General features: G+C 71.0%; 23 protein-coding genes and 1 rRNA gene. 5 read left to right on the forward strand and 19 right to left on the reverse strand.

Annotated elements, in window-relative coordinates; genetic code table 11:
• Positions 1–97: ribosomal RNA gene (locus KLK06_RS27720) — 16S ribosomal RNA — on the reverse strand; the annotation flags it as partial.
• A 1,466-nt stretch (positions 98–1,563) separates the two neighbouring features.
• Positions 1,564–2,007, reverse strand: a complete 444-nt coding sequence (locus KLK06_RS27725; RefSeq protein WP_214638581.1) for a MarR family winged helix-turn-helix transcriptional regulator — start codon at positions 2,005–2,007, stop codon at positions 1,564–1,566.
• A gap of 91 nt (positions 2,008–2,098) precedes the next feature.
• Here KLK06_RS27725 and KLK06_RS27730 point away from each other — a divergent pair, with 91 nt between their 5' ends.
• On the forward strand, positions 2,099–2,482 hold the full coding sequence (locus tag KLK06_RS27730; RefSeq protein WP_308168473.1) for a PPOX class F420-dependent oxidoreductase: 384 nt from the start codon (positions 2,099–2,101) through the stop codon (positions 2,480–2,482).
• A 9-nt stretch (positions 2,483–2,491) separates the two neighbouring features.
• A complete protein-coding gene (locus KLK06_RS27735; protein WP_214638583.1) occupies positions 2,492–2,668 on the forward strand; it encodes a hypothetical protein in 177 nt (58 codons plus the stop codon).
• A 451-nt stretch (positions 2,669–3,119) separates the two neighbouring features.
• On the opposite strand, the gene KLK06_RS27740 is transcribed toward KLK06_RS27735, so the two are convergent.
• Entirely contained in the window at positions 3,120–3,716 is a 597-nt protein-coding gene (locus KLK06_RS27740) for an HAD family phosphatase (RefSeq protein ID WP_214638584.1), read from the reverse strand.
• Positions 3,717–3,747: 31 nt separating this feature from the next.
• Between KLK06_RS27740 and KLK06_RS27745 the strand changes: the two genes are divergently transcribed.
• The gene (locus KLK06_RS27745) at positions 3,748–5,190 is read left to right on the forward strand and encodes a glycosyltransferase family 39 protein (RefSeq protein WP_308168474.1); all 1,443 of its coding nucleotides are present in this window, start codon (positions 3,748–3,750) and stop codon (positions 5,188–5,190) included.
• A gap of 119 nt (positions 5,191–5,309) precedes the next feature.
• Here the strand turns inward: KLK06_RS27745 and tyrS are convergent, their stop codons facing one another.
• Positions 5,310–6,575, reverse strand: a complete 1,266-nt coding sequence (gene tyrS, locus KLK06_RS27750) for a tyrosine--tRNA ligase (protein WP_214638983.1) — start codon at positions 6,573–6,575, stop codon at positions 5,310–5,312.
• Positions 6,576–6,660: 85 nt separating this feature from the next.
• Here tyrS and KLK06_RS27755 point away from each other — a divergent pair, with 85 nt between their 5' ends.
• Positions 6,661–7,062, forward strand: a complete 402-nt coding sequence (locus tag KLK06_RS27755; RefSeq protein ID WP_214638585.1) for a PH domain-containing protein — start codon at positions 6,661–6,663, stop codon at positions 7,060–7,062.
• Here the strand turns inward: KLK06_RS27755 and KLK06_RS27760 are convergent.
• The 9 genes from KLK06_RS27760 to argC are packed head-to-tail and all read right to left on the reverse strand — an operon-like array spanning position 7,002 to position 16,288.
• Entirely contained in the window at positions 7,002–7,859 is an 858-nt protein-coding gene (locus tag KLK06_RS27760) for a DNA-3-methyladenine glycosylase (RefSeq protein WP_214638586.1), read from the reverse strand. The two genes, KLK06_RS27755 and KLK06_RS27760, sit on opposite strands and share 61 nt — an antisense overlap.
• A 7-nt stretch (positions 7,860–7,866) precedes the next feature.
• Complete coding sequence (gene argH, locus KLK06_RS27765; protein ID WP_214638587.1) at positions 7,867–9,288, reverse strand: argininosuccinate lyase; 1,422 nt, start codon at positions 9,286–9,288, stop codon at positions 7,867–7,869.
• Between the two features lie 32 nt (positions 9,289–9,320).
• Positions 9,321–10,520 (reverse strand): argininosuccinate synthase, encoded by a 1,200-nt coding sequence (locus KLK06_RS27770; protein ID WP_214638588.1) that lies wholly within the window; start codon positions 10,518–10,520, stop codon positions 9,321–9,323.
• Between the two features lie 29 nt (positions 10,521–10,549).
• Positions 10,550–11,056 (reverse strand): arginine repressor, encoded by a 507-nt coding sequence (locus KLK06_RS27775; protein ID WP_214638589.1) that lies wholly within the window; start codon positions 11,054–11,056, stop codon positions 10,550–10,552.
• On the reverse strand, positions 11,053–12,024 hold the full coding sequence (gene argF / locus KLK06_RS27780) for an ornithine carbamoyltransferase (protein ID WP_214638590.1): 972 nt from the start codon (positions 12,022–12,024) through the stop codon (positions 11,053–11,055). The genes KLK06_RS27775 and argF overlap by 4 nt, the downstream gene beginning before the upstream one ends.
• Positions 12,021–13,187: an acetylornithine transaminase gene (locus KLK06_RS27785; protein WP_214638591.1), complete on the reverse strand. Its 1,167-nt coding sequence runs from the start codon at positions 13,185–13,187 to the stop codon at positions 12,021–12,023. The genes argF and KLK06_RS27785 overlap by 4 nt, the downstream gene beginning before the upstream one ends.
• A complete protein-coding gene (gene argB / locus KLK06_RS27790; protein ID WP_214638592.1) occupies positions 13,187–14,059 on the reverse strand; it encodes an acetylglutamate kinase in 873 nt (290 codons plus the stop codon). Before argB ends, KLK06_RS27785 begins: the two co-directional genes overlap by 1 nt.
• Positions 14,056–15,207 carry a bifunctional glutamate N-acetyltransferase/amino-acid acetyltransferase ArgJ gene (argJ, locus tag KLK06_RS27795; RefSeq protein ID WP_214638593.1) on the reverse strand — a complete coding sequence of 384 codons (1,152 nt, stop codon included), beginning with the start codon at positions 15,205–15,207 and terminating at the stop codon, positions 14,056–14,058. Before argJ ends, argB begins: the two co-directional genes overlap by 4 nt.
• A gap of 58 nt (positions 15,208–15,265) precedes the next feature.
• Positions 15,266–16,288, reverse strand: coding sequence for an N-acetyl-gamma-glutamyl-phosphate reductase (argC, locus tag KLK06_RS27800; RefSeq protein ID WP_214638594.1), 1,023 nt, complete (start codon positions 16,286–16,288; stop codon positions 15,266–15,268).
• A 217-nt stretch (positions 16,289–16,505) separates the two neighbouring features.
• Here argC and KLK06_RS27805 point away from each other — a divergent pair, with 217 nt between their 5' ends.
• The gene (locus tag KLK06_RS27805) at positions 16,506–18,167 is read left to right on the forward strand and encodes a class I adenylate-forming enzyme family protein (protein WP_214638595.1); all 1,662 of its coding nucleotides are present in this window, start codon (positions 16,506–16,508) and stop codon (positions 18,165–18,167) included.
• On the opposite strand, the gene KLK06_RS27810 is transcribed toward KLK06_RS27805, so the two are convergent.
• From KLK06_RS27810 to KLK06_RS27835, 6 genes are read right to left on the reverse strand one after another with little or no spacing between them, the layout of a single operon-like run.
• On the reverse strand, positions 18,164–19,636 hold the full coding sequence (locus KLK06_RS27810; RefSeq protein WP_214638596.1) for an NADH-quinone oxidoreductase subunit C: 1,473 nt from the start codon (positions 19,634–19,636) through the stop codon (positions 18,164–18,166). The two genes, KLK06_RS27805 and KLK06_RS27810, sit on opposite strands and share 4 nt — an antisense overlap.
• Positions 19,633–21,117: a proton-conducting transporter membrane subunit gene (locus KLK06_RS27815; protein WP_214638597.1), complete on the reverse strand. Its 1,485-nt coding sequence runs from the start codon at positions 21,115–21,117 to the stop codon at positions 19,633–19,635. Before KLK06_RS27815 ends, KLK06_RS27810 begins: the two co-directional genes overlap by 4 nt.
• Positions 21,117–21,776, reverse strand: a complete 660-nt coding sequence (locus tag KLK06_RS27820; protein ID WP_214638598.1) for a hypothetical protein — start codon at positions 21,774–21,776, stop codon at positions 21,117–21,119. Before KLK06_RS27820 ends, KLK06_RS27815 begins: the two co-directional genes overlap by 1 nt.
• Positions 21,777–21,781: 5 nt before the next feature.
• A complete protein-coding gene (locus KLK06_RS27825; protein WP_214638984.1) occupies positions 21,782–22,708 on the reverse strand; it encodes a respiratory chain complex I subunit 1 family protein in 927 nt (308 codons plus the stop codon).
• A 5-nt stretch (positions 22,709–22,713) separates the two neighbouring features.
• A complete protein-coding gene (locus tag KLK06_RS27830) occupies positions 22,714–24,783 on the reverse strand; it encodes a proton-conducting transporter membrane subunit (RefSeq protein WP_214638599.1) in 2,070 nt (689 codons plus the stop codon).
• The gene (locus tag KLK06_RS27835) at positions 24,780–25,217 is read right to left on the reverse strand and encodes an NADH-quinone oxidoreductase subunit B family protein (RefSeq protein WP_250906142.1); all 438 of its coding nucleotides are present in this window, start codon (positions 25,215–25,217) and stop codon (positions 24,780–24,782) included. The genes KLK06_RS27830 and KLK06_RS27835 overlap by 4 nt, the downstream gene beginning before the upstream one ends.
• Positions 25,218–25,294 lie beyond the last annotated feature (77 nt).

The following is a 25,294-nucleotide window of genomic DNA, read 5'->3' on the forward strand; positions in this document are numbered from 1 at the left end:
CGCCGCTCGAGTACCCCGAAGGGCCTTTCCGCTCGACTTGCATGTGTTAAGCACGCCGCCAGCGTTCGTCCTGAGCCAGGATCAAACTCTCCAAACAATGTCTGAAGGGAAAGAAATCCCAACCAAAAAAGGAATCCGTCATCCACACCCGAAAGCATGAACATGACGGGGTTGTGCATCATGCACTGGCTTTTAACACACTGTTGAGTTCTCAAGAAACGGACGCGTACATCCTCACTCAAGTCCGTCTGGACTCTCGCTCAGAGGCGTACATCTCGCCTTTTAACTTTACCAGACTTGCCTACTTCGTGTCAAATCGTAGATTTGTGTGAAGTCGATCAAATCTAGCTAGGATGGTGCGCCTCGTCTCCGGGGCAACCCTCGTAACTTACCGTGCCATCCTGGACTTGTCGAATCAACCGATTTTCCGGCGATCTGAGCGCACCCAAGACGACTCGTACCGAAGAGCGCGTTGAAGCGACCTGGCCGAGTGGCTCGTTATCTCAAGGGGTTTGCCCTGGGGCCCGTCCGCCTGATCGGCGTCCGGCTCACTCCCGGGGCGAAGTGAAAGATTAGGTCGCCGTTGGCCCTACGTCAAATCGCGGTTCACCGCGCCTCTACAGGTCCCTGGACTGTCTCTGCCAACCGCCCGACAAGACAGGCCTCCACCTGCGGGAACGCGGGCCGGAGAGTCCGCTGACCGGGACTTCGAAGCATCGAGGGCGTGGATGGGAAGGACCCCACGGAACATGTCGTAGTTCGGAGGCCACGGGACGTCCGGACCGAGCACCCCCTCGGAGTGAGCGACTCTGGGCTCAGGCCGAGCGCCCCCTCGTGCGCGACTCTGGCTCAGGCCGAGCAACCTCTCGAGTGGGCGACTCCTGGTCGAGGTGGGCGACTCCTGGGCCCAAGGCCAGTGAGGGCCGGAGCGCTGGATGGGTGTACTGCGGCGTGCCGCCCGAGGCGGTCGGCAGCCGAATGCGGGCGTTCGGGAGGCGAACGTGGAGGTCAGGTAGCCGGGTTGCGGAGGCTCCGGCATATCGGCCGCGGAGGCGAGGCAGCCGGGTTTGTGGGCACTCCCGGAAGCCAAGCGTGAAGGTCGGACGCCGAGTGCGAGTACACCGGGGGAGGCCACACGGGGTGGGCCGAGCAACCAGACATGGGAAATGGAGACCCGGTTTCTGCGCTGGCGGCAGTGACGGACTGGTGTAGTGCGCGCTGGACGAGGCACGGGCAGACGAGGTAGCGAGTGACGAGGGGCATGGGGCGTGGGCGCAGCCGACCGGCGTGGGCGTAGCTAGCGGACCGGCGTTGGTGCGCGCTGGCCGACAAGTCGGCTGGCGAGGTAGCGGGTCATGGGCTGGCGTGGGCGTACCGGGCTGACCGGAGCGGGGTTGCCAAGATGGCGGGGGCCATGTGGCCGGGCGCCGAGGCACCTGACGAGAGCCAGGTGTACGGAATCTGACCAGGCGCCGAGGCAGTTGGCGAGGTCAAGGTGTCGGGGTATGGCCGGGCTCCATGGCACCTGGCGCGACGACCGAGCCCTACAGGTGAGCTCGGCATTCACAGTTGTGTGGATGCCCGTTCGATCGCCGCGCCGCACCGGCTGAGGAGGGATCGCAGGGTGTCTCGCTCCTCTGTGGTGAGTTCGTCCGCGATCGCCTGCTCTATCCGTACCGCCCGCTCGTCCGCCGCCTCCAGCGCGATGCGGCCGGCGGCCGTGAGCTGGGTCTCCAGGACGTTGCGGTGCCATGGGTGCGGCGTACGCTCCACCAGTCCGCGCGCGTCGAGGTTCTTCAGCACCACCGTCATCGCCTGCGGGGTCACCAGGCAGGCTCGGGCGAGGGCGGCGGCCGAGATGCCGGGATTGGCGGCCAACACGTAAAGCGTCGCGTACTGCGGGACCGTCAACCCGGCGGGCCTGACCGCGATCTGCTTGGCGGCGATGAGTTCTTGTTCGGCCCGCTTGATGTCGAGGCCGAGACGTTCCTCCGCGGGCATTCCCATGCCAAGAGATGGTACAAGCAATCCAACCTTGACTGTTATCAAAGCTTTGATAGTGTGCCGAAGCCGTACAACTGGAATGAGGAGCCGGAAAGTGATCCCTGAGAGCCACCTGGACCTGCTGAGTCGGCCACTGTTCGCGCACCTGGCCACCATCGGGCCCGGCGGGAAGCCACACGTGAACCCCGTCTGGACGGTGTGGGACGGGCAGTACCTGCGCTTCACGACCACCACAGACCGCCAGAAGTATCGAAATGTCGTGGAAAATGGTGATCTGGCGGTCTCCATCAACGATCCTGACAAGCCATACCGATACCTGGAGATCCGCGCCGTGGTGGAGCGGATCGACCCGGACCCGTCGGGTGACTTCTTCGATGTGCTCGCCACCCGCTACGGATTGCCGTACGACCCGCCGGTGGGAGACGCGGAGCGGCGGGTGGTCATTGTCGCCCGGCCGACACGTACGACCAGTCAGTGAAGCCCGGAAGTGGCCGCCACGGCCCGGGTGGCTCTCGGAGTGCGTGACCACTACTGCGGGTGCGCGGTGCTGGTTGAGCTCACCGGCGACCTGGCGACGCCCCGGCTACTGCGGCGCGAACGGATCGCCCTGCTCGGCGACCTGACGCGGCCTGACCAGCCGCACCACGCCACCGCGGGTCTCTAGCTGGGCGCGGCACCGAACCGCTGTGTGCGTATACGTGTGTAGCGGTCGGCACGTACGACCGCGCGCGACCGCCCTGGCCCGGGCGGTAGGCCAGCCAACTCGAGCACCAACCCGGCGGCGTGGCTGTCGATCCCGGCGCAGTAAGGGGCAGCGAGGTGGCCGTCCATCCCGGCCCGGTGAGGGCGAGCGAGTGGCTGTCGACCTCGGCTCGAGGAAGGCGAGCGAGTGGCTGTCGACCTCGACGGCCCGATGCGGGAGGAGCTGTCGATGTCCGAGTGGTGGATGCGGGGCGGATGGTGCTGCCCGGCGAGCTGGGGTGAGGTGCTGAGCAAGCACATCACCCCAGAGCTGCACAGGCAAAGGGCAAGCCCTATCTCGAGGCACGCACCGAGATCTCGAGCTGGCGACCGACGTCAAGATCGCTCGTTGAGGCGGCCATCCCGGTCCTCGGTCAGAGGGCGGTGAGCGTGAGCGCGCGTACCTGGGCCGGGGAGGTGAACAGCTCCGCCGCCATCCCAGCCTCCCGCGCCGCCACGACATTGACCTCGTTGTCGTCGAAGAACAGCACCTCCCCCGGCTCCACACCCAGCCGCTGCGCGCAGATCTCGTAAGCGCGCCGATCCGGCTTCGCCACCCCGATCTCGCACGAGTACGTCAGCGATGCGAACCGCCCCAGCCAGTCACCATGCCGCGCCTCCCACACCGGCACCAGGTCGGCGATGATGTTCGACAGCAGCCCCAGCGTTCGTCCCCGGTCGGCCAGTTCGTGCACCACGGCGACCATCTCGGCGTCCACGTGACACCAACTCTCCAGGTCGGCCGCCATCAGCGCGCCCACGTCGGCGAACCGCGTGTCCAACCGTCCGGCGACCGCGGCCCAGTACGCCTTGGCGTCCTGGCCGGCGTCGTACTCGGGCCGGCACCCCCAGTACGCCTCCCAGAACCGCTCCCCCGAAACCCCTGCGAGGTCGACGAGGCCCTGCTTGGCCTCAGCCGTCTGAACACGGGCGATTACCCCGTACAGGTCGAACACGATCACTTCAGGCATAAATCCGAGCTTATGCGCGTATCCTGCCCCGGTGACCACCGCCTCCACCCTCGCCCCTCCAGCCCGGCCGGCCATACGTCAGCGCAGGTCAAGCCCATGGTGGATGGCCGGAATCGCCGGAATCGTGGCGTTCACCGGCTCGGGTTCCGCCTCGCTGAACGGTGACGAGCTGGCCACGATCAGCGCCGCGTCCCGGTCGCTGCCGGGGCTGTGGGAGCTGGCGCGGCACATCGATGGTCATTTCCTGCCGTACTACCTGTTCATGCAGCTTTGGGTGCAGGCCGGGACGACGGAGCTGTGGCTGCGGCTGCCGTCGGCGCTGGCGATCGGGGTCGCCGCGTGGTTCCTGGTGGACCTGGGGCGGCGGCTGCACAGCGCGTGGGCGGGGGTGACGGCCGGCGCGTTGTTCGCGGCGCTGCCGTCGGTGTCGTACTACGGCGCCTTCGCCCGCTCGTACGCACCCGCTGCCGCGGCGGTGGTCTTCTCGTTCTGGGCCCTCCACCGCGCCACGCGCGCACAGGAGACGGAACGCGCCCCCCGGTTGCTCTATGGGGCGGCGGTGGGGCTGGTCTGCTGCACGCATCTGTTCGCGGTGCTCGTGCTGCCGGCCCAACTGATCGCCGCCGTCGCGCTGCTGCCCCGCCGTACCGTGCTCCTGAGGTGGGCGCCTGCAATCGCCGTTGGCTGCCTGCCCGCGCTCGTTCTCGGTCTGATCGGGTACGGCGAGCGGCACGCGATCAGCTGGATCCCGCAGCGGGGGGCGGAGGTGCTGCTGAAGTTCCCGAAGATGGTGGCGGGGGGCACCGAGGTGGGGGTGCTGCTGTTCGTGGTGGCGCTGGCCGGTGTGGTGCTGCTGCGGAACCGGGCGTGGGCGGGGACGCTGCTGGGCTGGCTGGTGCTGCCGCCCGTCCTGCTGCTGGCCGTGTCGCACCTGGTGACGCCGGTCTACGTGGATCGGTACCTGTTCGTCGCCGCGCCCGCTCTGGCGCTGCTGGCGGGGATCGCGGTGGCGAGTGTTCCGCGGGCGGGGGTGGTGGCCTGCTGCGGGCTGGTGGTGGTCACCGTGGTGGTGGGCTTGCCGCAGCATGCGGAGGTTCGGGAGGCCAACGGGCGGTTCGAGGACTTTCCGTGGGCCGTGCGGAAGGTGGACGCCCGGCCGGGAGACGCGATCGTGTTCGGGCAGAGCTCTGTGCGGGCGGGGTTCGACTACTACGACAACGGGACGACGCCGGCCGACCCGCTGCGGCTGGGGCCCGAACCGGAGGCGGAGGGGTTCGGCTTTCCGGAGCGCGATGACGTCACCGCCGCGCTGGCCGATTGGGAGCGGGTCTGGGTCGTGTGGCGCGGCGTCAAGTCCGCCGGGCAGAAGCTGCCGCGGGTGAAGGCGGTTCAGGAGGCGGGGTACGAGCAGGCCGGGGCCTGGCACTCGGCGGATACGCCCGGCCTCACCGTGGCTCTGTTTACCCGCAAGTAGCGGGCCCTCCCCCTCCGGGAAAGGCCCGCTCCGTTCCGGGGAAGGCCCCGCTCCGTCTCGGCAAAGCCGCTCCGTTCCGAGGAAGGCCCGTCGCGCTCAGGGCATGGCCCGCGGGCGGGTCAGCCGACCTCGACGCCGCCGACCGCCTTCTTGCCGCGCCGTAGCACCATGAACCGCCCGTGGAGCAGGTCCGATGCCTCCGGTACGTACGACTCGTCAGTGATCTTGACGTTGTTCAGGTAGGCGCCGCCCTCCTTGACCGCCCGCCTGGCCGCCGACTTCGACTCCACCAGGCCGCTGTCCGCCAGCAGGTCCACGAACGGCGCCCCGAGGGCCGCAACCGTCGCCTTCGGCACCTCGGCCAGCGCCGCCGCCAGCGTCGCCCCGGGCAGCTCTTCGAGGGACCCCTGGCCGAACAGCGCCTTGGACGCCGCCACGACCGCCGCGAGCTCGCCTGCGCCGTGCACGAGCGTGGTCAGGTCCTCCGCCAGCGTCCGCTGCGCCTCGCGGGCGAACGGGCGGTCGGCGACCGCCTTCTCCAGCGCCTCGATCTCCTCGCGCTCGCGGAAGGTGAACACCTTCAGGAAGCGCACCACGTCGCGGTCGTCGGCGTTCAGGAAGTACTGGTAGAAGGCGTAGGGAGAGGTCAGCGCCCCGTCGAGCCAGATCGACCCGCCCGCGGTCTTACCGAACTTGGTGCCGTCGGCCTTGGTGATCAGCTTGCCGGTCAGGGCGTGCACGTGGCCACCCTCGACGCGCCTGATCAGGTCGACGCCGGCCGTGATGTTGCCCCACTGGTCGCTGCCACCGATCTGGAGCGTGCAGCCGTGGCGCCGGTAGAGCTCCAGGTAGTCGTTGGCCTGCAGGATCTGGTAGCTGAACTCGGTGTAGCTGAGCCCCTCACCGCCGAGCCGGGCCGCCACCGACTCGCGGGCGAGCATCCGGTTGACGGGGAAATGCTTGCCGATGTCGCGCATGAAGTCGATGGCCGACATTTCGGCGGTCCAGTCGAGGTTGCTGACCAGTTCGGCCGAGGCGGGTCCCTCGTCGAAGGTCAGGAACTTCTCCACCTGCACCCGGATCCTGGAGACCCATTCCTCGACGACCTCGGTGGTGTTGAGGACGCGTTCGGTGCTGCGCCCGCTGGGGTCGCCGATCAGGCCGGTGGCGCCGCCGACCAGGCCGATCGGCTTGTGGCCGGCCCGCTGGAAGCGGGTCAGGATCAGCAGCGTGGCCAGGTTGCCCATGTGCAGGGACGGCGCGGTCGGGTCGAAGCCCGCATAAACCGTGATCGGACCCTTCGACAGCGCCCCGCGCAGGGCGTCGATGTCGGTGGTCTGCGCGAGGACGTCGCGCCATTCGAGCTCATCGAGAATGTCGGTCACGGTGCTGGCTTTCCAGGAGACGTCGAGTTGGTTACAGAGTGCCGGATCACGCCGGATGACCGCCACTTGGATACTCTCTGTCGCCATGTGGAAGGTCCGTCGCGAGCTGGCTGTTTTCAAGATCCTAGGGGCTGTGGCGTGTGCCGGTCTCGCCCTGTTCTGGTACGTCCAGGATGACGTGCGGGGGGTGATACTGGCCATTCCGGCGGCCGTGCTGGTGGGCGCCATGGGACTCCGTGACGTCCTGGTCCCGGTACGGCTGGCGGCCGACGAGAGCGGCATCACCGTGGTGCACGGCTTCGCGGGCCGACGGCACGTGCCGTGGGAGGCGATCGAGGACGTCAAGGTGGACGTACGCAGGAGGTATGGTCTGCGCAGCGAGATGCTGGAGATCGACACCGGCGACCACCTGCACATCTTCAGTGCTCACGATCTGGGGACCTCCCCGACCGAGGTGGCCGCGGCGCTGCGGCGGCGCGGGGTGTGAGGCCGGTACGGCGAGACGGTCGGGTCGTCGTCGATCCAGAACCGCCAGGGCGTGTCCTTGGCGGTCGAGATCCCGGTGCGCGGCCCAGACCTGATCGCGTCCGCCTCGGGTGGCCACCCTTCGAGCACGGCCGCGGTCCCCTTGGGGAAGCCCGTAAGCCGGCCCGCATGGTCAGGGTGGCCGGCGGGCCCGGTCGCATGGTCGAGCCGGCCGCCGTCCTGGGCTGGGGTCGGGTCGGGGAACTGGGGCAGCCCGGCCGGCGAGCCTTCCCAGACGGCGTCGAGCCCGTTGTGCTCGCGCGCCAACCCGAGCGCGACCGCCAACCGGGCGGGCCCGCGAGCGAGGTCGCGGTCCGCGATCGGCTTACGCCGAGGTGCACCCAAGCCTCCGCCGGCCAACCCACCACCGTCCGGGCCACCGTCGCCCAAGCCGCCGCCTGAGCGGCGCCACCGGGCCAGGTCGGCCCGTGCCACCACCTCACCGGCGCGCAGCAGCACCGCCGACCCGAACTCCTCCGGCAGGCACACCAGGTTCGCGCAGAAGTGCATGCCGTAGGTGAAGTACACGTACAGGTGCCCAGGTGGCCCGAACATGACCGCGTTCCTGGCGGTCCGTCCCCGGTAGGTGTGGGCCGCCGGATCCTCGCCGGGCCCGCCGTACGCCTCGACCTCGGTGAGCCGGACCGCGACCGGACCGTGCACGAGCACACGCCCGAGCAGGTCGGGCGCGACCTCGTGCGACGGCCGGTCGAAGAAGCGCCGCGGCAGCGGCGCCGAGCACAGGATCCCGGAAGGCATGCGGAAGCTAGGCGCCCGCGGCCCACGCCGCCTGGGCGTCGACCGCTTCGCGCAGCGCGACGAGCTGGTCACGGACCCGGTCGGGTGCGGTGCCGCCGTGGGACTTGCGGGCGGCCAGGGCGCCGGGCACGCTCAGCACGTCACGGACGTCGGGCGTCAGGTGCGGTGACACCTTGGCCAGCTCGTCGTCGGTCAGATCGCCCAGGTCCTTGTCGTTGACCTGGCACCACACCACCAGGTGGCCGACCGCCTCGTGCGCGTCGCGGAACGGCACGCCGCGGCGGACGAGCAGCTCGGCTAGGTCGGTGGCGAGCGCGAAGCCGTCGGGAGCCGATGCCTCCATGCGCGCGGTGTTGACCCGCATGGTGGCGACCAGGCCGGCCATCGCCGGCAGGACGAGCAGCAGCGTGTCGACCGAGTCGAACACCGGCTCCTTGTCCTCCTGCAGGTCGCGGTTGTAGGTGAGCGGCAGGCCCTTGAGCGTCGTGAGCATCGCCATGAGGTTGCCGATGAGCCGTCCCGACTTGCCGCGCGCGAGCTCGGCGACGTCGGGGTTCTTCTTCTGCGGCATGATCGACGAGCCGGTGGAGTAGGCGTCGTCCATCTCGATCCAGCGGAACTCCTGCGAGGCCCAGAGCACGATCTCCTCGCCGAGCCGCGACAGGTGCACGCCGATCAGGGCCGCGTCGAACAGGAACTCCGCCGCGAAGTCACGGTCGGCCACCGCGTCCATGGAGTTGGGCGCGGCGGAGGAGAAGCCCAGCTCGGCGGCCACGGCCTGCGGGTCGAGCGGCAGCGACGAGCCCGCGAGCGCGCCGGCGCCGAGCGGCGAGACGGCCGCGCGCCGGTCCCAGTCGGTGAGCCGGTCGATGTCGCGGGCGAAGGCGTGCACGTGCGCGAGCAACTGGTGGCCGAACGAGACCGGCTGCGCGTGCTGCAGGTGGGTCATGCCGGGCGCCGCGGTGTCGGCGTGCTGCTCGGCCTGAGCCATCAGCGCCGTCTCCAGCTCGACCAGCCGGGAGACGATCGTGCGAGCATGATCACGAAGGTAGAGGCGCAGGTCGGTGGCGATCTGGTCGTTGCGGCTCCGGCCGGCGCGCAGCTTGCCGCCGAGCGAGCCGAGCCGCTCCAGCAGGCCGCGTTCGAGCGCGGTGTGCACGTCCTCGTCGGCGACCGTCGGCCGGAACTCGCCCGCCTTGCAGGCGCGCTCCAGGTCGTCGATCGCGCCGATCATCCGATCGAGCTCGTCGTCGCTCAGCAGCCCCGCCTTGTGCAGCACCCGGGCGTGCGCCCTGGACGCCGCCAGGTCGTACGGCACGAGCCGCCAGTCGAAGTGCACGCTCACCGACAGCCGGGTCAGCGCGTCAGCGGGGCCGCCTTCGAAGCGCCCGCCCCACAGCCGCATCGGCTTGCCATCACTCACCGTCATCTCCTTATCGTCCCCCGCGACCATAGTGCACATCAGCCCTGCTTCGCGTCTCGCGCGGCGGCGATCTTGGAGGGCAGACTGAAGAGCTGAACGAAGCCCTTGGCCAGCGACTGGTCGAAGGTGTCGCCGGTGTCGTAGGTGGCCAGCGAGAAGTCGTACAGCGATTGCTCGGAGCGGCGGCCGGTGACGGTCGCCTTGCCGCCGTGCAGGGTCATCCGGACGTCGCCGCTGACGTGCTTCTGGGCCTCGGCGATGAGCGCGTCCAGGGCGGTCTTGAGCGGCGAGAACCAGAGGCCGTCGTAGACGAGCTCGCCCCACCGCTGGTCGACGCCGCGCTTGAAGCGGGCCAGGTCACGCTCGACGGTGACGTTCTCCAGCTCCATGTGCGCGGTGATCAGCGCGATCGCGCCGGGCGCCTCGTACACCTCGCGCGACTTGATGCCGACGAGCCGGTCCTCGACCATGTCGATCCGGCCGACGCCCTGCGCGCCGGCGCGCGTGTTCAGCTCGTCGATCACCTGGTACGGCGTGAGCGACCGCCCGTCGAGCTTGACCGGGACGCCCTGCTCGAAGGTGATGACGACCTCGTCGGCGTCGCGGGTGACGGCCGGGTCGGCGGTGTAGGAGTAGACGTTCTCGGTGGGGCCGTTCCAGATGTCCTCGAGGAAGCCGGTCTCGACGGCCCTGCCCCACAGGTTCTGGTCGATGGAGAACGGGTTCTTCTTGGAGGTCTCGATCGGCAGGCCCTTCTGCTCGGCGAACTCGATCGCCTTGTCGCGGGTCCAGGCGAAGTCGCGGGCCGGGGCGACGACCTTCAGGTCGGGCGCGAGCGCGGCCAGGCCGGCCTCGAACCGTACCTGGTCGTTGCCCTTGCCGGTGCAGCCGTGGGAGACGATCGTGCCGCCGAACTGCTTGGCCGCGGTCACCAGGTGCTTGACGATGAGCGGCCGCGACAGCGACGACAGCAGCGGGTAGCGGTCCATGTAGAGGGCGTTGGCCTGCAGCGCGGGCACACAGAAGTCGGCCGCGAACTCCTCCTTGGCGTCCACGACGACGGATTCGACCGCTCCGCAGTCCATGGCCCGCTTCTGGATCACCTCCATGTCCTCGCCACCTTGTCCCAGGTCCACGGCGACGGCGATGACCTCGGCGTCCATCTTCTCGGCCAGGAACGGAATGGCCACGGAGGTGTCGAGACCTCCGGAGAATGCGAGTACCACTCTCTGCGTCATGAGTTTCTCCAAGTTCTTCAGAAAACGGGCTAAGCGCGTCGGGCCGCGACCCTCAGCAGCGCCTCGGCCACGTGGTGCCCGCCCTGGGGATCGCGGCTGATGACGAGGATCGTGTCGTCGCCGGCGACCGTGCCGAGGATGGACTCCCAGTCGGCGTGGTCGATGGCGGAGGCCATGAACTGGGCGGCGCCCGGCGGGGTTCTGACGATGACCAGGTTGGCCGACGCCTCGGCGGAGACCAGCAGCTCCTCGGCGATCCGGTGCAGCCGGGCGGCCGGTGACTCGCCGGTGCCCAGCCTGGCCAGCCGGATCCGGCCGCCGCCCTCACCGGGCAGCGCGTACACCAGCGAGCCGTCCTCGGCGCGCAGCTTGAGCGCGCCGAGTTCGTCCAGATCGCGGGAGAGCGTGGCCTGGGTGACCTCCACGCCGCTCTCGGCGAGCAGTTTGGCCAGGTCCGGCTGGGAGCGGACGGCCTGCCGCTGCAGCAGCTCGGTGATCTTCGCCTGCCGCGCGACCTTGGTCATCGGGATCGTCATGGGTTGCTCGCCAGCCAGTGGAGCAACGCCTTCTGGGCGTGCAGCCGGTTCTCGGCCTGGTCCCACACCGCGCTGCGCGGGCCGTCGAGCACGTCGGCGGTGATCTCGTAGTCGCGGTAGGCGGGCAGGCAGTGCAGCACGATCGCGTCGTGCGCGGCGTACTCCATGAGCTCGGAGTTGACCTGGTACGGCATGAGCGCGTGGACCCGCTCGTCCTTGCCGTCCTGGCCCATCGACACCCAGGTGTCGGTGGCGACGACGTGCGCGCCCTGGGCGGCGGCGGCCGGGTCGGTCAGCGAGATCACCGAGCCGCCGGCCTTCGCGGCGATGGCGGCGGCGCGGTCGAGGACGACGGCGTCCGGCTGGTAGCCGACCGGGGCGCCGATCCGCACGTGCATGCCGGCCGTGGCGCCGCCCAGCAGGTAGGAGTGGGCCATGTTGTTGGCGCCGTCGCCCACGTAGGTGAGCGTCAGCCCGGCCGTCCTGCCGAACCGTTCGCGGACGGTCAGCAGGTCGGCGAGGATCTGGCAGGGGTGGAACTCGTCGGTCAGCGCGTTCACCACCGGCACCGTGGTGCCGGCCGCCATGGCCTCGATGCGCTCCTGGCCGCCGGTGCGCCAGACGATCGCGGCGACCTGCCGTTCGAGCACCCTGGCGGTGTCCTCGATCGGCTCGCCCCGGCCCAGCTGGGAGTTGCCGCCATCGATGACCAGCGGGATCCCGCCCAGCTCGCCGACGCCGACGGCGAAGGAGACCCGGGTCCTGGTGGAGGGCTTGTCGAACAGGACGGCGACGGTCTGCGGCCCGTCGAAGGGGCGGTAACCGTAGCGGTCCTTCTTCATCGCGGCGGCCAGGTCGAGCACGTCGGCCTGCTCGGCGGGCGAGAGGTCGTCGTCTCGCAGGAAGTGTCTGATTTGCGCCGAGTCCGCGCCGGGTCTGACGGGCGCCGTGCCCGCGCCGGGCCTCATTTCGCCGCCTCGGCCAGGATCCCAGGGAAGGCGGCGACGAGCGCGTCGACCTGCTCGGCCGTCACGACCAGTGGCGGCGCGATCCGTATGGCGTCCGGCTGCAGCGCGTTGACCAGGAAGCCCGCGTCGGCCGCCGCCTGCTGCACCTTGCCGGAGACCGGCTCGGTCAGCACGGCGGCCAGCCACAGGCCGCGCCCGCGCACGCCTTTCAGCAGCGGGTGGCCGACCGCTTCGAGGCCGGTCCGCAGCCGGGCGCCGATCGTCTTCACGTGGTCGAGGTCGAGGTTGTCGAGTACGGCCAGCGCCGCGGCGCACGAGACCGGGTTGCCGCCGAACGTGGAGCCGTGGTCGCCCTTGTCGAACAGCCGGCCCGCGTCGCCGAAGCCGACGCACGCCCCGATCGGCAGGCCGCCGCCCAGGCCCTTGGCCAGGGTCAGGATGTCGGGGATGACACCGTCGGCCTGGTGGGCGAACCAGTGCCCGGTGCGGCCGATCGCGGACTGGATCTCGTCGGCGACCAGCAGCGCGCCGGTCGAGTCGCAGATCTCGCGGGCCGCCGCGAAGTAGCCGTCCGGCGGCGGGACCACGCCCGCCTCGCCCTGGGTGGGCTCCAGGAACACCGCGATGCAGTCGCCGGTCACGGCCTCCTTGAGGGCGGCGGCGTCACCGTACGGGACGAACTGGACCTCGACCGGGAACGGCCCGAACTGGTCGCGGATCGACTTCTTGCCCGTCAGCGAGAGCGCGCCGATCGTGCGGCCGTGGAAGCCGTTCTCGGCGGCGACGAAGTAGGTGCGGCCGTCGCGCCTGCCGTACTTGAGCGCCAGTTTGTAGGCGGCCTCGTTGGCCTCGGTGCCGGAGTTGGCGAAGAAGACGCGGCCGGGGGCGTTCAGCAGGCCGAGGAGCTTCTCGGCGAGCAGCACCTCCGGCTCGTGCAGGAACAGGTTGCTCGTGTGCGCGATCGTCGCGACCTGCTTGGAGACCGCCTCGACCAGGGCCGGGTGGGCGTGGCCGAGCGAGGTGACCGCGATGCCGCCGATGAAGTCGAGGTATTCGTTGCCGTCCACGTCCCACACGCGGGTGCCCTCGCCTCGGGCCAGGGCGATCGGCGGGACGCCGTAGTTCGGCATGAAGGCTTGCTCGAACCTGTCACGAAGGTTCATCAGGGCATCACCATGGTTCCGATTCCTTGGTCGGTGAAGATCTCGAGCAGCAGCGAGTGCGACACCCGGCCGTCGAGAATGTGCGCTTGGGGCACGCCGCCCTGGACCGCCGTCAGGCAGGCCTCCATCTTCGGCTTCATGCCGCTCGACAGTGAGGGCAGCATGGCCTCCAGCGCGGCGCCGTCGAGCTTGTCGATCACGTCGGTGTCGTCGGGCCAGCCGGCGTACAGGCCCTCGACGTCGGTGAGGACGATGAGCTTCTCCGCCTGGAGGGCGACGGCCAGCGCGGCGGCCGCGGTGTCGGCGTTGACGTTGTAGATCTCCCCGTCCTCGCTGCGGGCGACGCTGGAGACGACGGGGACGCGGCCATTGTCGATCATGGCCTGCACGGCGCCGGGGTCGACCCTGACGATCTCGCCCACCTGGCCGATGTCCACGAGCTCGCCGTCGACGAGCGCGTGCTTGCGCTCGGCGGTGAACAGGTGGGCGTCCTCGCCCGACATGCCGACCGCGAGCGGGCCGTGCCTGTTGATCAGGCCGACGACGTCGCGGTTGACCTGGCCGACCAGCACCATTCGGACCACCTGCATGGCCTCGGGTGTGGTGACCCGCAGCCCCGCCGTGAACGTCGACTCGATGCCCAGCCGGTCGAGGTGCTTGCTGATCTGCGGGCCGCCGCCGTGCACCACGACCGGCCGGAGGCCGGCGTAGTGCAGGAAGCCGATGTCCTCGGCGAAGCCCTCCATGAGCGACTTCTCGATCATGGCGTTGCCGCCGTACTTGATGACGACGATGGCGCCGTGGAAGCGGGCCAGCCAGGGCAGGGCCTCGATGAGCGTGTCGGCCTTGGTGTGGGCGGTGATGGTCCTCATGAGGAGTACGCCGAGTTCTCGTGGACGTAGTCCGCGGTCAGGTCGGTGGTGTGGACGGTGGCCGAATGGGTGCCGGCTGACAGGTCGATGGTGATCGTCACGTCGCGGGGGCGCATGTCGACCTTGGTCCGGTCGTCGCCGACCGCGCCGCCGCGGCAGATCCAGATGCCGTTGATGGCCACGTTCAGCCGGTCGGGCTCGAACACGGCGTCGGTGGTGCCGACGGCGGCCAGCACGCGGCCCCAGTTGGGGTCCTCGCCGTGGATGGCGCACTTGAGCAGGTTCGAGCGGGAGACGGCACGGCCGACCTTGACCGCGTCGTCCTCCGACACGGCGCCGACCACCTCGATGGCGATGGCCTTGGACGCGCCTTCCGCGTCGACCAGCAGTTGCCTGGCCAGGTCGGCGCAGACCTCGGTGACCTTCTGCTGGAACTCCGCCAGGTCCGGCTTGACCCCGGAGGCGCCGCTGGCCAGCAACAGGACGGTGTCGTTGGTGGACATGCAGCCGTCGGCGTCGAGCCGGTCGAAGGTCTTGGAGGTGGCCTCGCGCAGCGCGGCGTCGAGCTCTTCCGCGCTCAGGTCGGCGTCGGTGGTGATCACGCAGAGCATGGTGGCCAGGGCCGGGGCGAGCATGCCCGCGCCCTTGGCCATACCGCCCACCATGTAGCCGCCGCCGCGTTTGAAGGAGATCTTGGAGACGGTGTCGGTGGTGCGGATGGCGTCGGCCGCGGCCAGGCCGCCGTCGCGGGACAGCTGCGCGGCGGCGCCCTCCACGCCGGCCAGCAGGGCTTCCATGGGCAGCCGCTCGCCGATCAGGCCGGTCGAGCAGACCGCGATCTCGCCCGCCGAGTCCTGGAGCACCTCGGCCGCTTTCTCGGCGGTGGCGTGCGTGTCCTGGAAGCCCTCGGGGCCGGTGCAAGCGTTGGCGCCGCCCGAGTTGAGGACGACCGCCCGGACCCGCCCGCCCCGCAGGACCTGCTGCGACCACAGGACGGGGGCGGCCTTGACGCGGTTGGCGGTGAAGACACCGGCCGCGGCGTGGTTCGGACCGTCGTTGACGACCAGGGCCAGGTCGCGCGCGTCGCCGGACTTGATGCCGGCGGCGACACCCGCGGCTCTGAACCCCAAGGGGGCGGTCACGCTCATGCGGCCTCCTCCGTGAGTGCCGGACACACCTGCATATCGATTCGTACGTTGCGCTCTCTCACGGAGCAACTCCTGTCAGGGGAAGGCCGAGCTCTTCCGGCAGGCCGAGTGCGAGGTTCACGCTCTGGATCGCGCCTCCGGCCGTGCCCTTGGTGAGGTTGTCGATGGCGATGACGGCGACCAGGCGGCCGGCGCGCTCGTCGAGCGTCACCTGCAGGGCGGCGGTGTTGGCGCCGTAGGTCATCGCGGTGGCCGGCCAGGTGCCCTCGGGCAGCAGGGTGACGAACGGCTCCTTGGCCAGCGCGCTCTCGTACGCCTCTCGCACGGCGGCCTTGGTCAGCCCTGGCGCGGCGGGGGCGGAGCAGGTGGCCAGGATGCCGCGGCTCATCGGGGCCAGCGTGGGGGTGAACGACACACGGACCGGCGTGCCCGCGACGGTGCCGAGGGCCTGCTCCATCTCCGGGGTGTGCCGGTGGACGCCGCCCACGCCGTACGCGCTGACCGAGCCGATGACCTCGCTGCCGAGCAGGTTGGGCTTGAGCGACTTGCCCGCGCCGCTGGTGCCGCTGGCGGCGACGACGACCACGTCGGGCTCGGCCAGGCCGGCGGCGAAGGCGGGCAGCAGGGCGAGGATGACGGAGGTCGGGTAGCAGCCGGGCACCGCGATCCGCTTGGCGCTCTTGAGCACCTCGCGCTGGCCGGGCAGCTCGGGCAGGCCGTAGGGCCAGGTGCCGGCGTGCTCGCCGCCGTAGAACTCCTGCCAGGCGGCCGGGTCGGTGAGCCGGTGGTCGGCGCCGCAGTCCACGACGATCGTGTCCTCGGGCAGCTGGGCGGCGACGGCCGCGGAGTGGCCGTGCGGCAGGGCCAGGAAGACCACGTCGTGCCCGGCGAGCGCTTCGGGGGTGGTGGCCTCGATGATCCGGTCGGCGAGCTGCGGGAGATGTGGCTGGTGGGCGCCGAGCGCGCTGCCCGCGCTGGAAGCCGCGGTGAGCGTGCCGATCTCGAGCTCCGGGTGCGCGAGCAGCAGGCGGAGCAGCTCACCGCCCGCGTAGCCGCTGGCTCCCGCGATCGCCGCTCTCATCCCGAACCTCCTGCATAGTTATGCATCTCAACTCATGCTCTTACTGTGACGATGATGCCCTCCAGAGGATGAACACGCAACCTGGGCGCGCCATTGCGCTCACATACCGAGACGGTAAATCGCCTGTTTCGCCCGGATTTCGCGCTCTAGCGCGACGTACCTACCGGTCGGTACTGTGATTTATCCGGGATTGCCGTCCACTGTGGGAGTGCTTCGCATGACTCTTTCTCATGCCCAGGTCCAAGCCCAGCTCACTGGTCCTGGCCAGCTTTTCGAGATGGAGGAGATCGGCGACAGCGGCGTACGAACCTGGAAGCACGCTCCGGGCCACTTCCGCGCCCTGCTGGAGATGAGCAGGTTCCACGGCGAGAAGGAGTTCCTCGTCTACGAGGACGAGCACATCACGTTCGAGGAGCACTTCCGGCGGGCGGCGACGCTGGCGAACCGCCTGGTGACGGAGTACGGCGTGGCCAAGGGCGACCGGGTGGTCGTGGCCATGCGCAACTACCCGGAGTGGGTGGTGGCCTTCTCCGCCGCGCTCGCGGCCGGGGCGATAGCCGTACCGCTCAACGCCTGGTGGACCGAGCCCGAGCTGGCGTACGGCGTGCGCGACTGTGACGCCAAGGTGCTGATCGCGGACGGCGAGCGGGCCGTCAGGCTTGCGGCCACCGGCGTGCCGATGATCGTGGCCAGGGGCGAGGCGCCCGAGGGCGCGCGCTCGTTCGACGACGTGCTGGGCGAGGTCAGCGCGGACGTGACGCTGCCCGACGTCGAGCTCTCCCCCGAGGATCCGGCCACGATCTTCTACACCTCCGGCACCACCGGGCATCCCAAGGGGGCGCTGGGCAGCCACCGCAACCTGGGCCAGTCGCCGATGACCGTCGCCTACGGGCTGATGCGGGCGGTCGCGCTGGCCGGCAAGGACGCCGCCGCGGCGGCGGGCGCGCGCCGGGTGACGCTGCTGACCGTGCCGCTGTTCCACGTCACCGGCTGCTTCTCCGCGCTGACCACCACCATGTTCGCGGGCGGCGGGCTGGTCCTGATGTACAAGTGGGACCCCGAGCAGGCGCTGCGGCTCATCGAACGCGAGCGGATCACCGCGATGATCGGCGTGCCGACCAACGCGTGGCAGCTGATGTCCCATCCCGACTTCGGCAAGTACGACCTGTCGTCGCTGACCACCCTCGGCTACGGCGGGGCACCGGCTCCGCCGAAGCTGCTGGCGCGCATCGGCGAGAACCTGCCCGACCGCGCCGCGTCGAACGGCTACGGCATGACCGAGACGACCGGCCTGGCGGTGGGCAACGGCGGCCCCGACTACCAGGCCAGGCCCGACAGCATCGGCCTGCCCACGGCCGTGGTCGACGTCCGGGTGGTCGCCCCGACGGGTGACGAGCTGCCGCGCGGTGAGGTGGGCGAGCTGTGCGTACGCGGCCCGAACGTCATCATGCGCTACTGGAACAAGCCGGAGCCGACGGCGCAGACCTTCGTCGACGGCTGGCTGCACACCGGAGATCTCGCCAAGATCGACGAGGACGGCTTCGTCTACATCGTGGACCGGGCGAAGGACATGGTCATCAGGGCCGGCGAGAACGTCTACTGCGCCGAGGTGGAGGCGGCCCTGTTCGAGCACCCGGCGGTGGACGACGCGGCGGTGATCGGCATCCCCCACGACGAGCTGGGCGAGGAGGTGGGCGCGGTGGTCCGGCTCAAGCCGGGCACCTCGACCACCTCTGAGGAGCTCCAGTCGTTCCTGGTGGAGCGCATCGCCAAGTTCAAGATCCCGTCTCACGTCTGGTTCAGGGACTCGGAGCTGCCGCGCAACCCGGGCGGCAAGATCCTCAAGACCCACCTGCGCCGTGAGGTGCTGGGCGGCTAGAGATCGTTGCCCGCGTAGGACAGGTTGAAGCTCTTGTTGACCAGCGGGAAGTCGGGCACGATCGCGCCGCCCAGCGCGACCGGCAACGCGGGCCAGTTGAAGAACGACGGATCGGCGATCTTCACTCTGGCCAGCCTCCCGTCCCCGTTCAGCTCGACGCGGTGGACGATGGTGCCGCGCCAGCCCTCGACGATGCCCACGCCCGAGCCGCGCCGCCCGTCCGGCAGGCTCCAGTCAGCCGAGGTGTGCGCCAGCCGGTCGATCAGCCCGATCGAGGCGGCGATCTCGTCGGCCCTGACCTGGAAGCGGGCCAGCACGTCTCCGCCCGTCCGGGTCGCCACCGGGAACGGGCCCAGGTCGATGAACGGGTGGTCGCGGCGGGCGTCGATGTCGAGCCCGCTGGCCCTGGCCACGTAGCCGAGCGTGCCGAGGTCCGCGGCGGCCCGCTCGGTGAGCACGGCGGTGCCGGTGAACCGGTCCGACACCACGCCGTGGCCGAGGGCGAGGCCGGCGATCTCGGCCACCTCGGCGCCGAGCGCCGCCAGCCTGACCGGGTCGGGCATGGCCCGCGGCTCCGCGCCGCCGAGACGTATCGCGCCGCGTAGCAGGCGGTGGCCGGTGACCTCGGCGTTGATGCGCAGCAGGTGTTCGCGGACACTTCCGCAGTGGGCCTGCAGGACGCTGTGGGCCACGTCGTTGCAGAGCGCGCCCAGGTCGGTGACGTGGTTGTAGAGGCGTTCGAGCTCCAGCAGCACCGCTCGGGCGCGCTGCGAGTCGGGATCGACGGCCGTGCCGGTGGCCTCCTCGACGGCCAGGCAGTAGGCCAGGGCGTGGCCGACCGAGGTGTCGCCACTGACCCGCTCGGCCAGCGCCAGCCCGTCTTCCGGGCGGCGGCCCTCGAAGAGCTGTTCGAGGCCCTTGTGCACGAACCAGAGGCGGGCCTTGAGCTTGAGTATCGTCTCGCCGACCACCGAGAAGCGGAAGTGGCCCGGCTCGATGCAGCCCGCGTGCACGGGGCCGACCGGGATCTCGTAGACGCCGTCGCCTTCCACATCGCCGAACGGGTAGGGGCCCTCGGGGTCGCCGAACGACGGTGGCGGGCCCGCGTCGGGGAGCATCGGGTACCAGCCTCGGGGCCAGTGGTGGTGCCTGACCAGGCGCTGGGGCAGGGGGTGGCCTTCGGGCGTGATGCCGTACAGGTCGCGGATCTCCCGTTCGAAGCGCCCGGCGGGGAAGGAGAGCGCGGCCAGGCTGGGGACGGCGGGCTCGGTCAGGCGTACGTGCAGCTCGGCCCGCCGCGCCGGGCGGGCGGCGGTGAACAGGTAGACGAGGCGGAAGCCGGTGTCCTCGGCGTGCGCGGCGACGAGCGCGACGCGGTGCCCCAGGGCGAACAGTTCGGCGGCGCGCTCGACGAGCTCGCCGGGCTCGATGTCGGCGACCGTCGGCTCTCCTCCGATCACAGCGGTCATCGCGCGCCTCCCACGGGGCCGGCCGGCGGTCCGATGGTGGCGATGGTGGCCGCGGACTCCAGCAGCGGCCGGAGCGGCCCCAGCGTCACGCCGAGCGCCGCGCACGCGACGAGCCCCGCGACCAGCGGCACTCCCGCTCCCCGCAGGCGGATCGCCAGCCCGCCCGCCGCGCCCGGTGGCGCCTGGCCGAGCAGCATGCGGCCGGCCGTCCCGCCCACTCCCGCGACGATCACCAGCATGAGCACCAGCGCGGGCGCCACCGCCCATCCGAGCCCGGCTGTGAAGCCCGCCCGTACGATTGCGAGCTCGCTGGCGAACAGGCTGAACGGCGGCAACCCCAGCAGCGCCAGCAGCCCGAGACCGAAGATCGTGGCCAGTCCGGGCGCCTGCCCGCCCAGCCCGCGTACCTCGTCGATCCGGCTGCTCCCGGCCGCCTGCTGGATCCGCCCGGAGCCGAGGAACAGCACCGACTTGCCCAGCCCGTGCCCCAGGATGTGCAGCAGTACGGCCGCCAGTGCCAGGCCGTTGCCGATGGCCGCGCCGAGCGCGATCAGCCCCATGTGCTCGATGCTCGAATAGGCCAGCATCCGCTTGAAGTCGCGCTGCCCGATCAGCAGCGCCGCCGCCACGGCCAGCGACGCCAGCGCCACCACGATCAGCAGCAGCCGGCAGAACCCCGGCCCGAGCGCCCCGTCGGAGATCACCTTGACCCGCAGGATCGCGTAGAACGCCACCGACAGCAGCACCCCGGACATCAGCGCCGATACCGGCGCGGGCGCCTGGCTGTGCGCGTCGGGCAGCCAGGCGTGCAGCGGCGCGAGCCCCGCCTTGGTGCCGAAACCGAGCACCAGCAGCACCACGGCGATCCGCGTCACCCCCGGGTCGAGCCGCCCGGCGTGCCCGGCCAGCGACACCCAGTCGAGCCCCTCGCGCGTGGACAGCCCGGCGTGTACGGCGGCGTAGTGCACGATCACCAGGCCGAGCAGCGCGAGCGCGATGCCGACCGAGCAGATCACCACGTACTTCCAGGCCGCCTCGGTGGCCTTCCTGGTGCGGCGGTGCCCGACCAGGAACGCGGTCAGGATCGTGGTCGCCTCCACCGCCACCCAGAGCATCCCGAGGCTGGCGGCGAGCACGGCCGTCGCCATCGCCGCGACGAAGCACTGGGTGAAGATCCCGTAGCGGCGGGCGGCCGCCGGCCCCGCGTGTCCGGCGACCGCCTCGGCCCGCAGGTAGCCGGGGCTGGCCAGCATCGCCAGCAGCGCCACGACGCCGATCACGATCAGCATGTACGCGCTGAGCGCGTCCACCCGCAACAGCCCCCACAGCCCGCTCCCCTCACCGGCCCGCGCGAGCAGGATGGCGGCGGCGAGCAGCCCGCCCGCGGACAGGGCGCCGAGCCAGGCCGTCACGCGGTTCCAGCCGAACAGGGCATACAGGCAGGCGGCCGCGAGCGGCAGCGCCACCGGGACGATCATCATCAGTCGTGCAGCTCCCGTAGCTCGTCGAGGTCGGTGCCGCCGAACGCGGCCCGCATCCGGGTGGTCAGAACCTGCAGCGCCAGTACGGCCAGCAGCACGTCGAGGGAGACGCCCAGCTCCACCACCAGCGGCACCCCGGTGGTGGTGAGGAACGCGGCGGCGGTGATGGCGTTGTCCATCAGCAGGAACCCGACCACCTGCGACAGCGCCCGCCTCCTGGTGACCAGCACGAAGAAGCCCACCAGCAGCACGGTCAGCGCGATCGGCACGGCCTGCGTGGCGGGGGTGGGCGCCAGCCGTACCAGGGGCTGGGAGACCGCGTACGCGATCATCGTCAGGACGGCCGTGACCAGCAGCGACGCGGCGACGCTGACGTGCGGCCGGGCCTCGCGCCCTTCCTCGCCGGCCGCCAGCGCGCGCCGCATCAGGTACGGCAGGAGCACCGCGCGCAGCAGCCCCACCCCGAGGCCGAGCACGGTCAGCTCCACGTCGGCCTCGTGCAGCCCTCTGACCGCGATCAGCGCGCCCAACGCCACCCCCTGCAGCGCGAACAGCCAGATGATCGCGGCCAGGTCGCGCCGCCACAGGACCAGCACCCCGGTCAGCAGGAAGGCGCCGCAGGCCAGGTCGAGGGTCTGCACGTACAGGGGATCAGTCATCTCACTCACGCCAGGAAGAAGGAGGCGGCGACCGCCAGCAGGGCCATCAGGAACGAGCCGGCCAGCAGCTCGGGGATGCGGAACAGGCGCAGCTTGGCCATGAACACCTCGCCGGCCGCCAGCACGCCGCCCAGCAGCGCCACCTTCACGGCGAACGCCACCACGGCGACCAGCAGCGCGATCGGCCCGGCGCCCGCGGTGGCGATGCCGAACGGCGCGAACAGCCCGGCGAACAGCCCCAGCATGACCGTCAGCCGCATCGCCGAGGCCCACTCGATGAGCGCCAGGTCCGGGCCCGCGTACTCGAGGATCATCGCCTCGTGGATCATCGTCAGCTCCAGGTGGGTCGACGGGTTGTCCACCGGGATCCGGCCCGACTCGGCGATGGTGACCACCGCGAGCGCGACGGCGGCGAGCAGGCTCACCGGGGAGATGAGCGACAGCGGGCTGCTCGCGGTGGCGATGACGATCGCGCCGAGGTCGGTGGTGCCCACCCGGATCGACAGCGCGAACACCGCCAGCAGGATCGTCGGCTCGACCAGGGCGAGCACGGTCATCTCACGACTGGCGCCCATCCCGCCGAACGCGGTGCCCGTGTCGAGCCCGCCCAGCGCCAGCGCCACCGAGCCGAGCGCGAGCAGCGCGGCGACCGCGAACAGGTCGGCGACGCCGTCGAGCGGCGAGTCGGCGGTGACCAGCGGCACCGCCGCCGCGACCACCAGCGTGGTCCCGGCCAGCAGCGGCGGCGCGGCCCTGAACAGCCAGCCCGTGCCGTGCGGAGCGATGGCCTCCTTGCGGACCAGTTTGCGCAGGTCGCGCCACGGTTGGCGCACCCCGGCGCCCGCGCGGCCCTCCAGGCGGGCCCTGATCTGGCGCATCAGGCCGACGAGCAGCGGTGCTCCGGCGGCCACCACGAGCAGTTGCAGCACCATGGCGATCACGAGATCACCGCCAGCACGATCAGCACGCCGGTCAGCGCGTAGAAGCCGTAGGACAGGTAGCGGTGGACGCTGCCGTCGGCGAGCCGGCGCGCGCCTGTGCCGAGCCGGACCGCGGCGGCCAGCACCGGCTCGTACAGGCGTCGTTCGACCCGGTCGGGCACCCTGGCCCGGAACCGGACCCGCCGTACCAGGTAGGCCGACTCCTTGACGGCCGTCACGTCGATGGCGCTCTCCGGTTGCAGGGCGTCGACGAAGACCCGTTGGAGGGGTTCGGCGAAGGAGGTGGCGGTGTACTCCATGCGGGCCGACACCGGGCCCGCGCCGCAGTCCCACAGGCGCGCCGCCCGCCGTACGCGCCGGGTGGCCACCGCGCCGACCAGCGCCGGCACCGCCACCATGGCTCCGGCCAGCGCCAGCGCGATGAGGATCGGCGAGATCGAGCCGGTGATCGTGGTGAGCCGGAGCGTCACCTCTCCCGTGACCGGCCGGCCCGCGGGGATCACCTCCGTGACGGCCTCGGTGAGCGCGGGGAGCACCAGCGTGGGGTTGAGCGCGAGGAACAGGCAGGCCGCCGCGGCCAGCGCCATCCCGTAGATCGCCGTACGCGGGCTCTCCGCCGCCCGTTCGGCGCCCGGACCGCGCGGGCGGGCCAGGAAGCCGACGCCGAACGCCTTCACGAACGTGGCCACGGCCAGCCCCGCCGTGAGCGCGATGGCGCCCACGGCCAGCGGCATCGTGACCGCGCCCGCCACGCCCGAGGCGGGCAGCGCGTGGATGAGGCTCTGCAGCAGCAGCCATTCGCTGACGAAGCCGTTGCCGGGCGGCAGCGCCGACGCGCACAGGGCACCGATGGCGAACAGCGCCGTGGTGTACGGCATGCGGGTGCGCAGGCCGCCGAGCGCGTCCAGATCCCTGGTGCCCGTGGCCCGCTGGACCGAGCCGGCCGCCTGGAACAGCAGCGTTTTGAAGGCGGCGTGGTTGACCACGTGCAGCAGGGCCGCGGTGAGGGCGAGGGCGGCCAGCGGGCCGGCGCCGTCGGCCGCGAAGAAGCCGGCCGCGCCGACGCCGATGAGCACCAGGCCCATGTTCTCGGTCGAGGAGTAGCCGAGCAGCCGTTTCAGGTCGGTGGCCATGGCCGCGTGGAGCACGCCGTACAGCGCCGAGAGGGCGCCGAGTGCCAGGACGATCCACCACCACCAGACGGGACCGCCGCGCAGCAGGTCGAGCCCGACCCTGACGACGCCGTAGACGCCCATGTTGACCATGGCGCCGCTCATCAGCGGCGACACGTGGCCGGGGGCGGCCGGGTAGGCCCTGGGCAGCCACACGTGCAGCGGCACGATGCCGGCCTTGGCGGCGAACCCGGCCAGGGTGGTGAGGAAGATCACATTCCTGGCGGCAGGCGACAGCTCGGCGACGCGTAGCTGGTCGAAGCCGTCGCCCACGGCTCCGGCGGCCAGATAGCACAGGCCGCACAGGATCGTCACCAGGCCGAGGTGGGTCATGACGGCGTACCAGAGCGCGGCCTTCCTGACCGACGGCCTCTCGCGGTGCTCGGCCAGCACGAGCAGGAGCGAGGTCATCGCCATCAGCTCCCAGCCGAACAGGAACGCGCCCACCCCGTCGGCCGCGGGCACCAGCAGCAGGGCGGCCACGAACAGCGGCACGACCACCCGCGTGGCCCTGGCCGGGCCGGAGCCGATGCCGTGGATCGCCGCGCACACCGTCACCCCGCCCGTGACGGCGGTGAACAGGCCGCCGAGCGGGTCGAGCGCCAGCCGTACGCCGCCCAGGGGCAGCAGGTCGGGCAGCCAGGCCGACCAGCCGTGGCCGAGCATCGCCCGCACCCCCGCCACGGCCGCCAGGGCCCCGGCCGCCGCAGTGACCGCACCGCCCACCACGGTGATCGCTCCCACCGTCGGAGTCGCCGCACGCACTCGCTCCGCCACCGCGCCCCCGGCGGCGGGTGCGCCTGTGGGCCGCAGGACGGCGGGCGCACGTGTGGGCAGCAGGGCGACGAGGGCGGCGGCCAGGCAGAGGCCCAGGGCCCACGCGTAGAGGGTCATCGACCGGTCATCCCGCGGAGCGCCTCGATGATCGCCTCGGGTGGCGGCGGGCAGCCGGGGACCTCGACGTCGACCGGCACCACGTCGCCGACCGCGCCCGCCACGCCGTACGCGCCCGCGAACACCCCGCAGTCACGCGCGCAGTCACCCAGCGCGATCACCCGGCGCGGCTCCGGCACCGCCTCGTAGGTGCGGCGCAGCGCCATCTCCATGTTGCGCGTCACCGGCCCGGTGACCAGCAACGCGTCGGCGTGCCGCGGCGAGGCGACCAGCCGGGCGCCGTAGCGCTCCGCGTCGTACACCGGTCCGAACACCGAGGCGATCTCCACCTCGCACCCGTTGCACGAGCCCGCGTCGACGTGGCGGATCTGCACCGACCCGGCCAGTTCCGGCACGCCCGGACTTTTGGCACGTTCCAGCGGCGGCTCGGCCATCCGCCCCGTCTTCCTGATTTTTCGCCACAGACCCACTGCGACCCCCCATCGCTCCGACCTGGGGAAACACCGCCCCT

The sequence above is a fragment of the Nonomuraea sp. NEAU-A123 genome (assembly GCF_018603905.1).
Classification (GTDB): Bacteria; Actinomycetota; Actinomycetes; order Streptosporangiales; family Streptosporangiaceae; genus Nonomuraea.

Excerpts from the sequence above, each read along its gene's own strand:
- KLK06_RS27725 (WP_214638581.1), bottom strand. The coding sequence starts at position 2,007 with ATGGGAATGCCCGCGGAGGAACGTCTCGGCCTCGACATCAAGCGGGCC.
- KLK06_RS27740 (WP_214638584.1), bottom strand. The coding sequence starts at position 3,716 with ATGCCTGAAGTGATCGTGTTCGACCTGTACGGGGTAATCGCCCGTGTT.
- KLK06_RS27755 (WP_214638585.1), top strand. The coding sequence starts at position 6,661 with ATGTGGAAGGTCCGTCGCGAGCTGGCTGTTTTCAAGATCCTAGGGGCT.
- KLK06_RS27760 (WP_214638586.1), bottom strand. The coding sequence starts at position 7,859 with ATGCCTTCCGGGATCCTGTGCTCGGCGCCGCTGCCGCGGCGCTTCTTC.
- argH (WP_214638587.1), bottom strand. The coding sequence starts at position 9,288 with ATGACGGTGAGTGATGGCAAGCCGATGCGGCTGTGGGGCGGGCGCTTC.
- KLK06_RS27770 (WP_214638588.1), bottom strand. The coding sequence starts at position 10,520 with ATGACGCAGAGAGTGGTACTCGCATTCTCCGGAGGTCTCGACACCTCC.
- KLK06_RS27775 (WP_214638589.1), bottom strand. The coding sequence starts at position 11,056 with ATGACGATCCCGATGACCAAGGTCGCGCGGCAGGCGAAGATCACCGAG.
- argF (WP_214638590.1), bottom strand. The coding sequence starts at position 12,024 with ATGAGGCCCGGCGCGGGCACGGCGCCCGTCAGACCCGGCGCGGACTCG.
- KLK06_RS27785 (WP_214638591.1), bottom strand. The coding sequence starts at position 13,187 with ATGAACCTTCGTGACAGGTTCGAGCAAGCCTTCATGCCGAACTACGGC.
- argB (WP_214638592.1), bottom strand. The coding sequence starts at position 14,059 with ATGAGGACCATCACCGCCCACACCAAGGCCGACACGCTCATCGAGGCC.
- argJ (WP_214638593.1), bottom strand. The coding sequence starts at position 15,207 with ATGAGCGTGACCGCCCCCTTGGGGTTCAGAGCCGCGGGTGTCGCCGCC.
- argC (WP_214638594.1), bottom strand. The coding sequence starts at position 16,288 with ATGAGAGCGGCGATCGCGGGAGCCAGCGGCTACGCGGGCGGTGAGCTG.
- KLK06_RS27805 (WP_214638595.1), top strand. The coding sequence starts at position 16,506 with ATGACTCTTTCTCATGCCCAGGTCCAAGCCCAGCTCACTGGTCCTGGC.
- KLK06_RS27810 (WP_214638596.1), bottom strand. The coding sequence starts at position 19,636 with ATGACCGCTGTGATCGGAGGAGAGCCGACGGTCGCCGACATCGAGCCC.
- KLK06_RS27815 (WP_214638597.1), bottom strand. The coding sequence starts at position 21,117 with ATGATGATCGTCCCGGTGGCGCTGCCGCTCGCGGCCGCCTGCCTGTAT.
- KLK06_RS27820 (WP_214638598.1), bottom strand. The coding sequence starts at position 21,776 with ATGACTGATCCCCTGTACGTGCAGACCCTCGACCTGGCCTGCGGCGCC.
- KLK06_RS27825 (WP_214638984.1), bottom strand. The coding sequence starts at position 22,708 with ATGGTGCTGCAACTGCTCGTGGTGGCCGCCGGAGCACCGCTGCTCGTC.
- KLK06_RS27830 (WP_214638599.1), bottom strand. The coding sequence starts at position 24,783 with ATGACCCTCTACGCGTGGGCCCTGGGCCTCTGCCTGGCCGCCGCCCTC.
- KLK06_RS27835 (WP_250906142.1), bottom strand. The coding sequence starts at position 25,217 with ATGGCCGAGCCGCCGCTGGAACGTGCCAAAAGTCCGGGCGTGCCGGAA.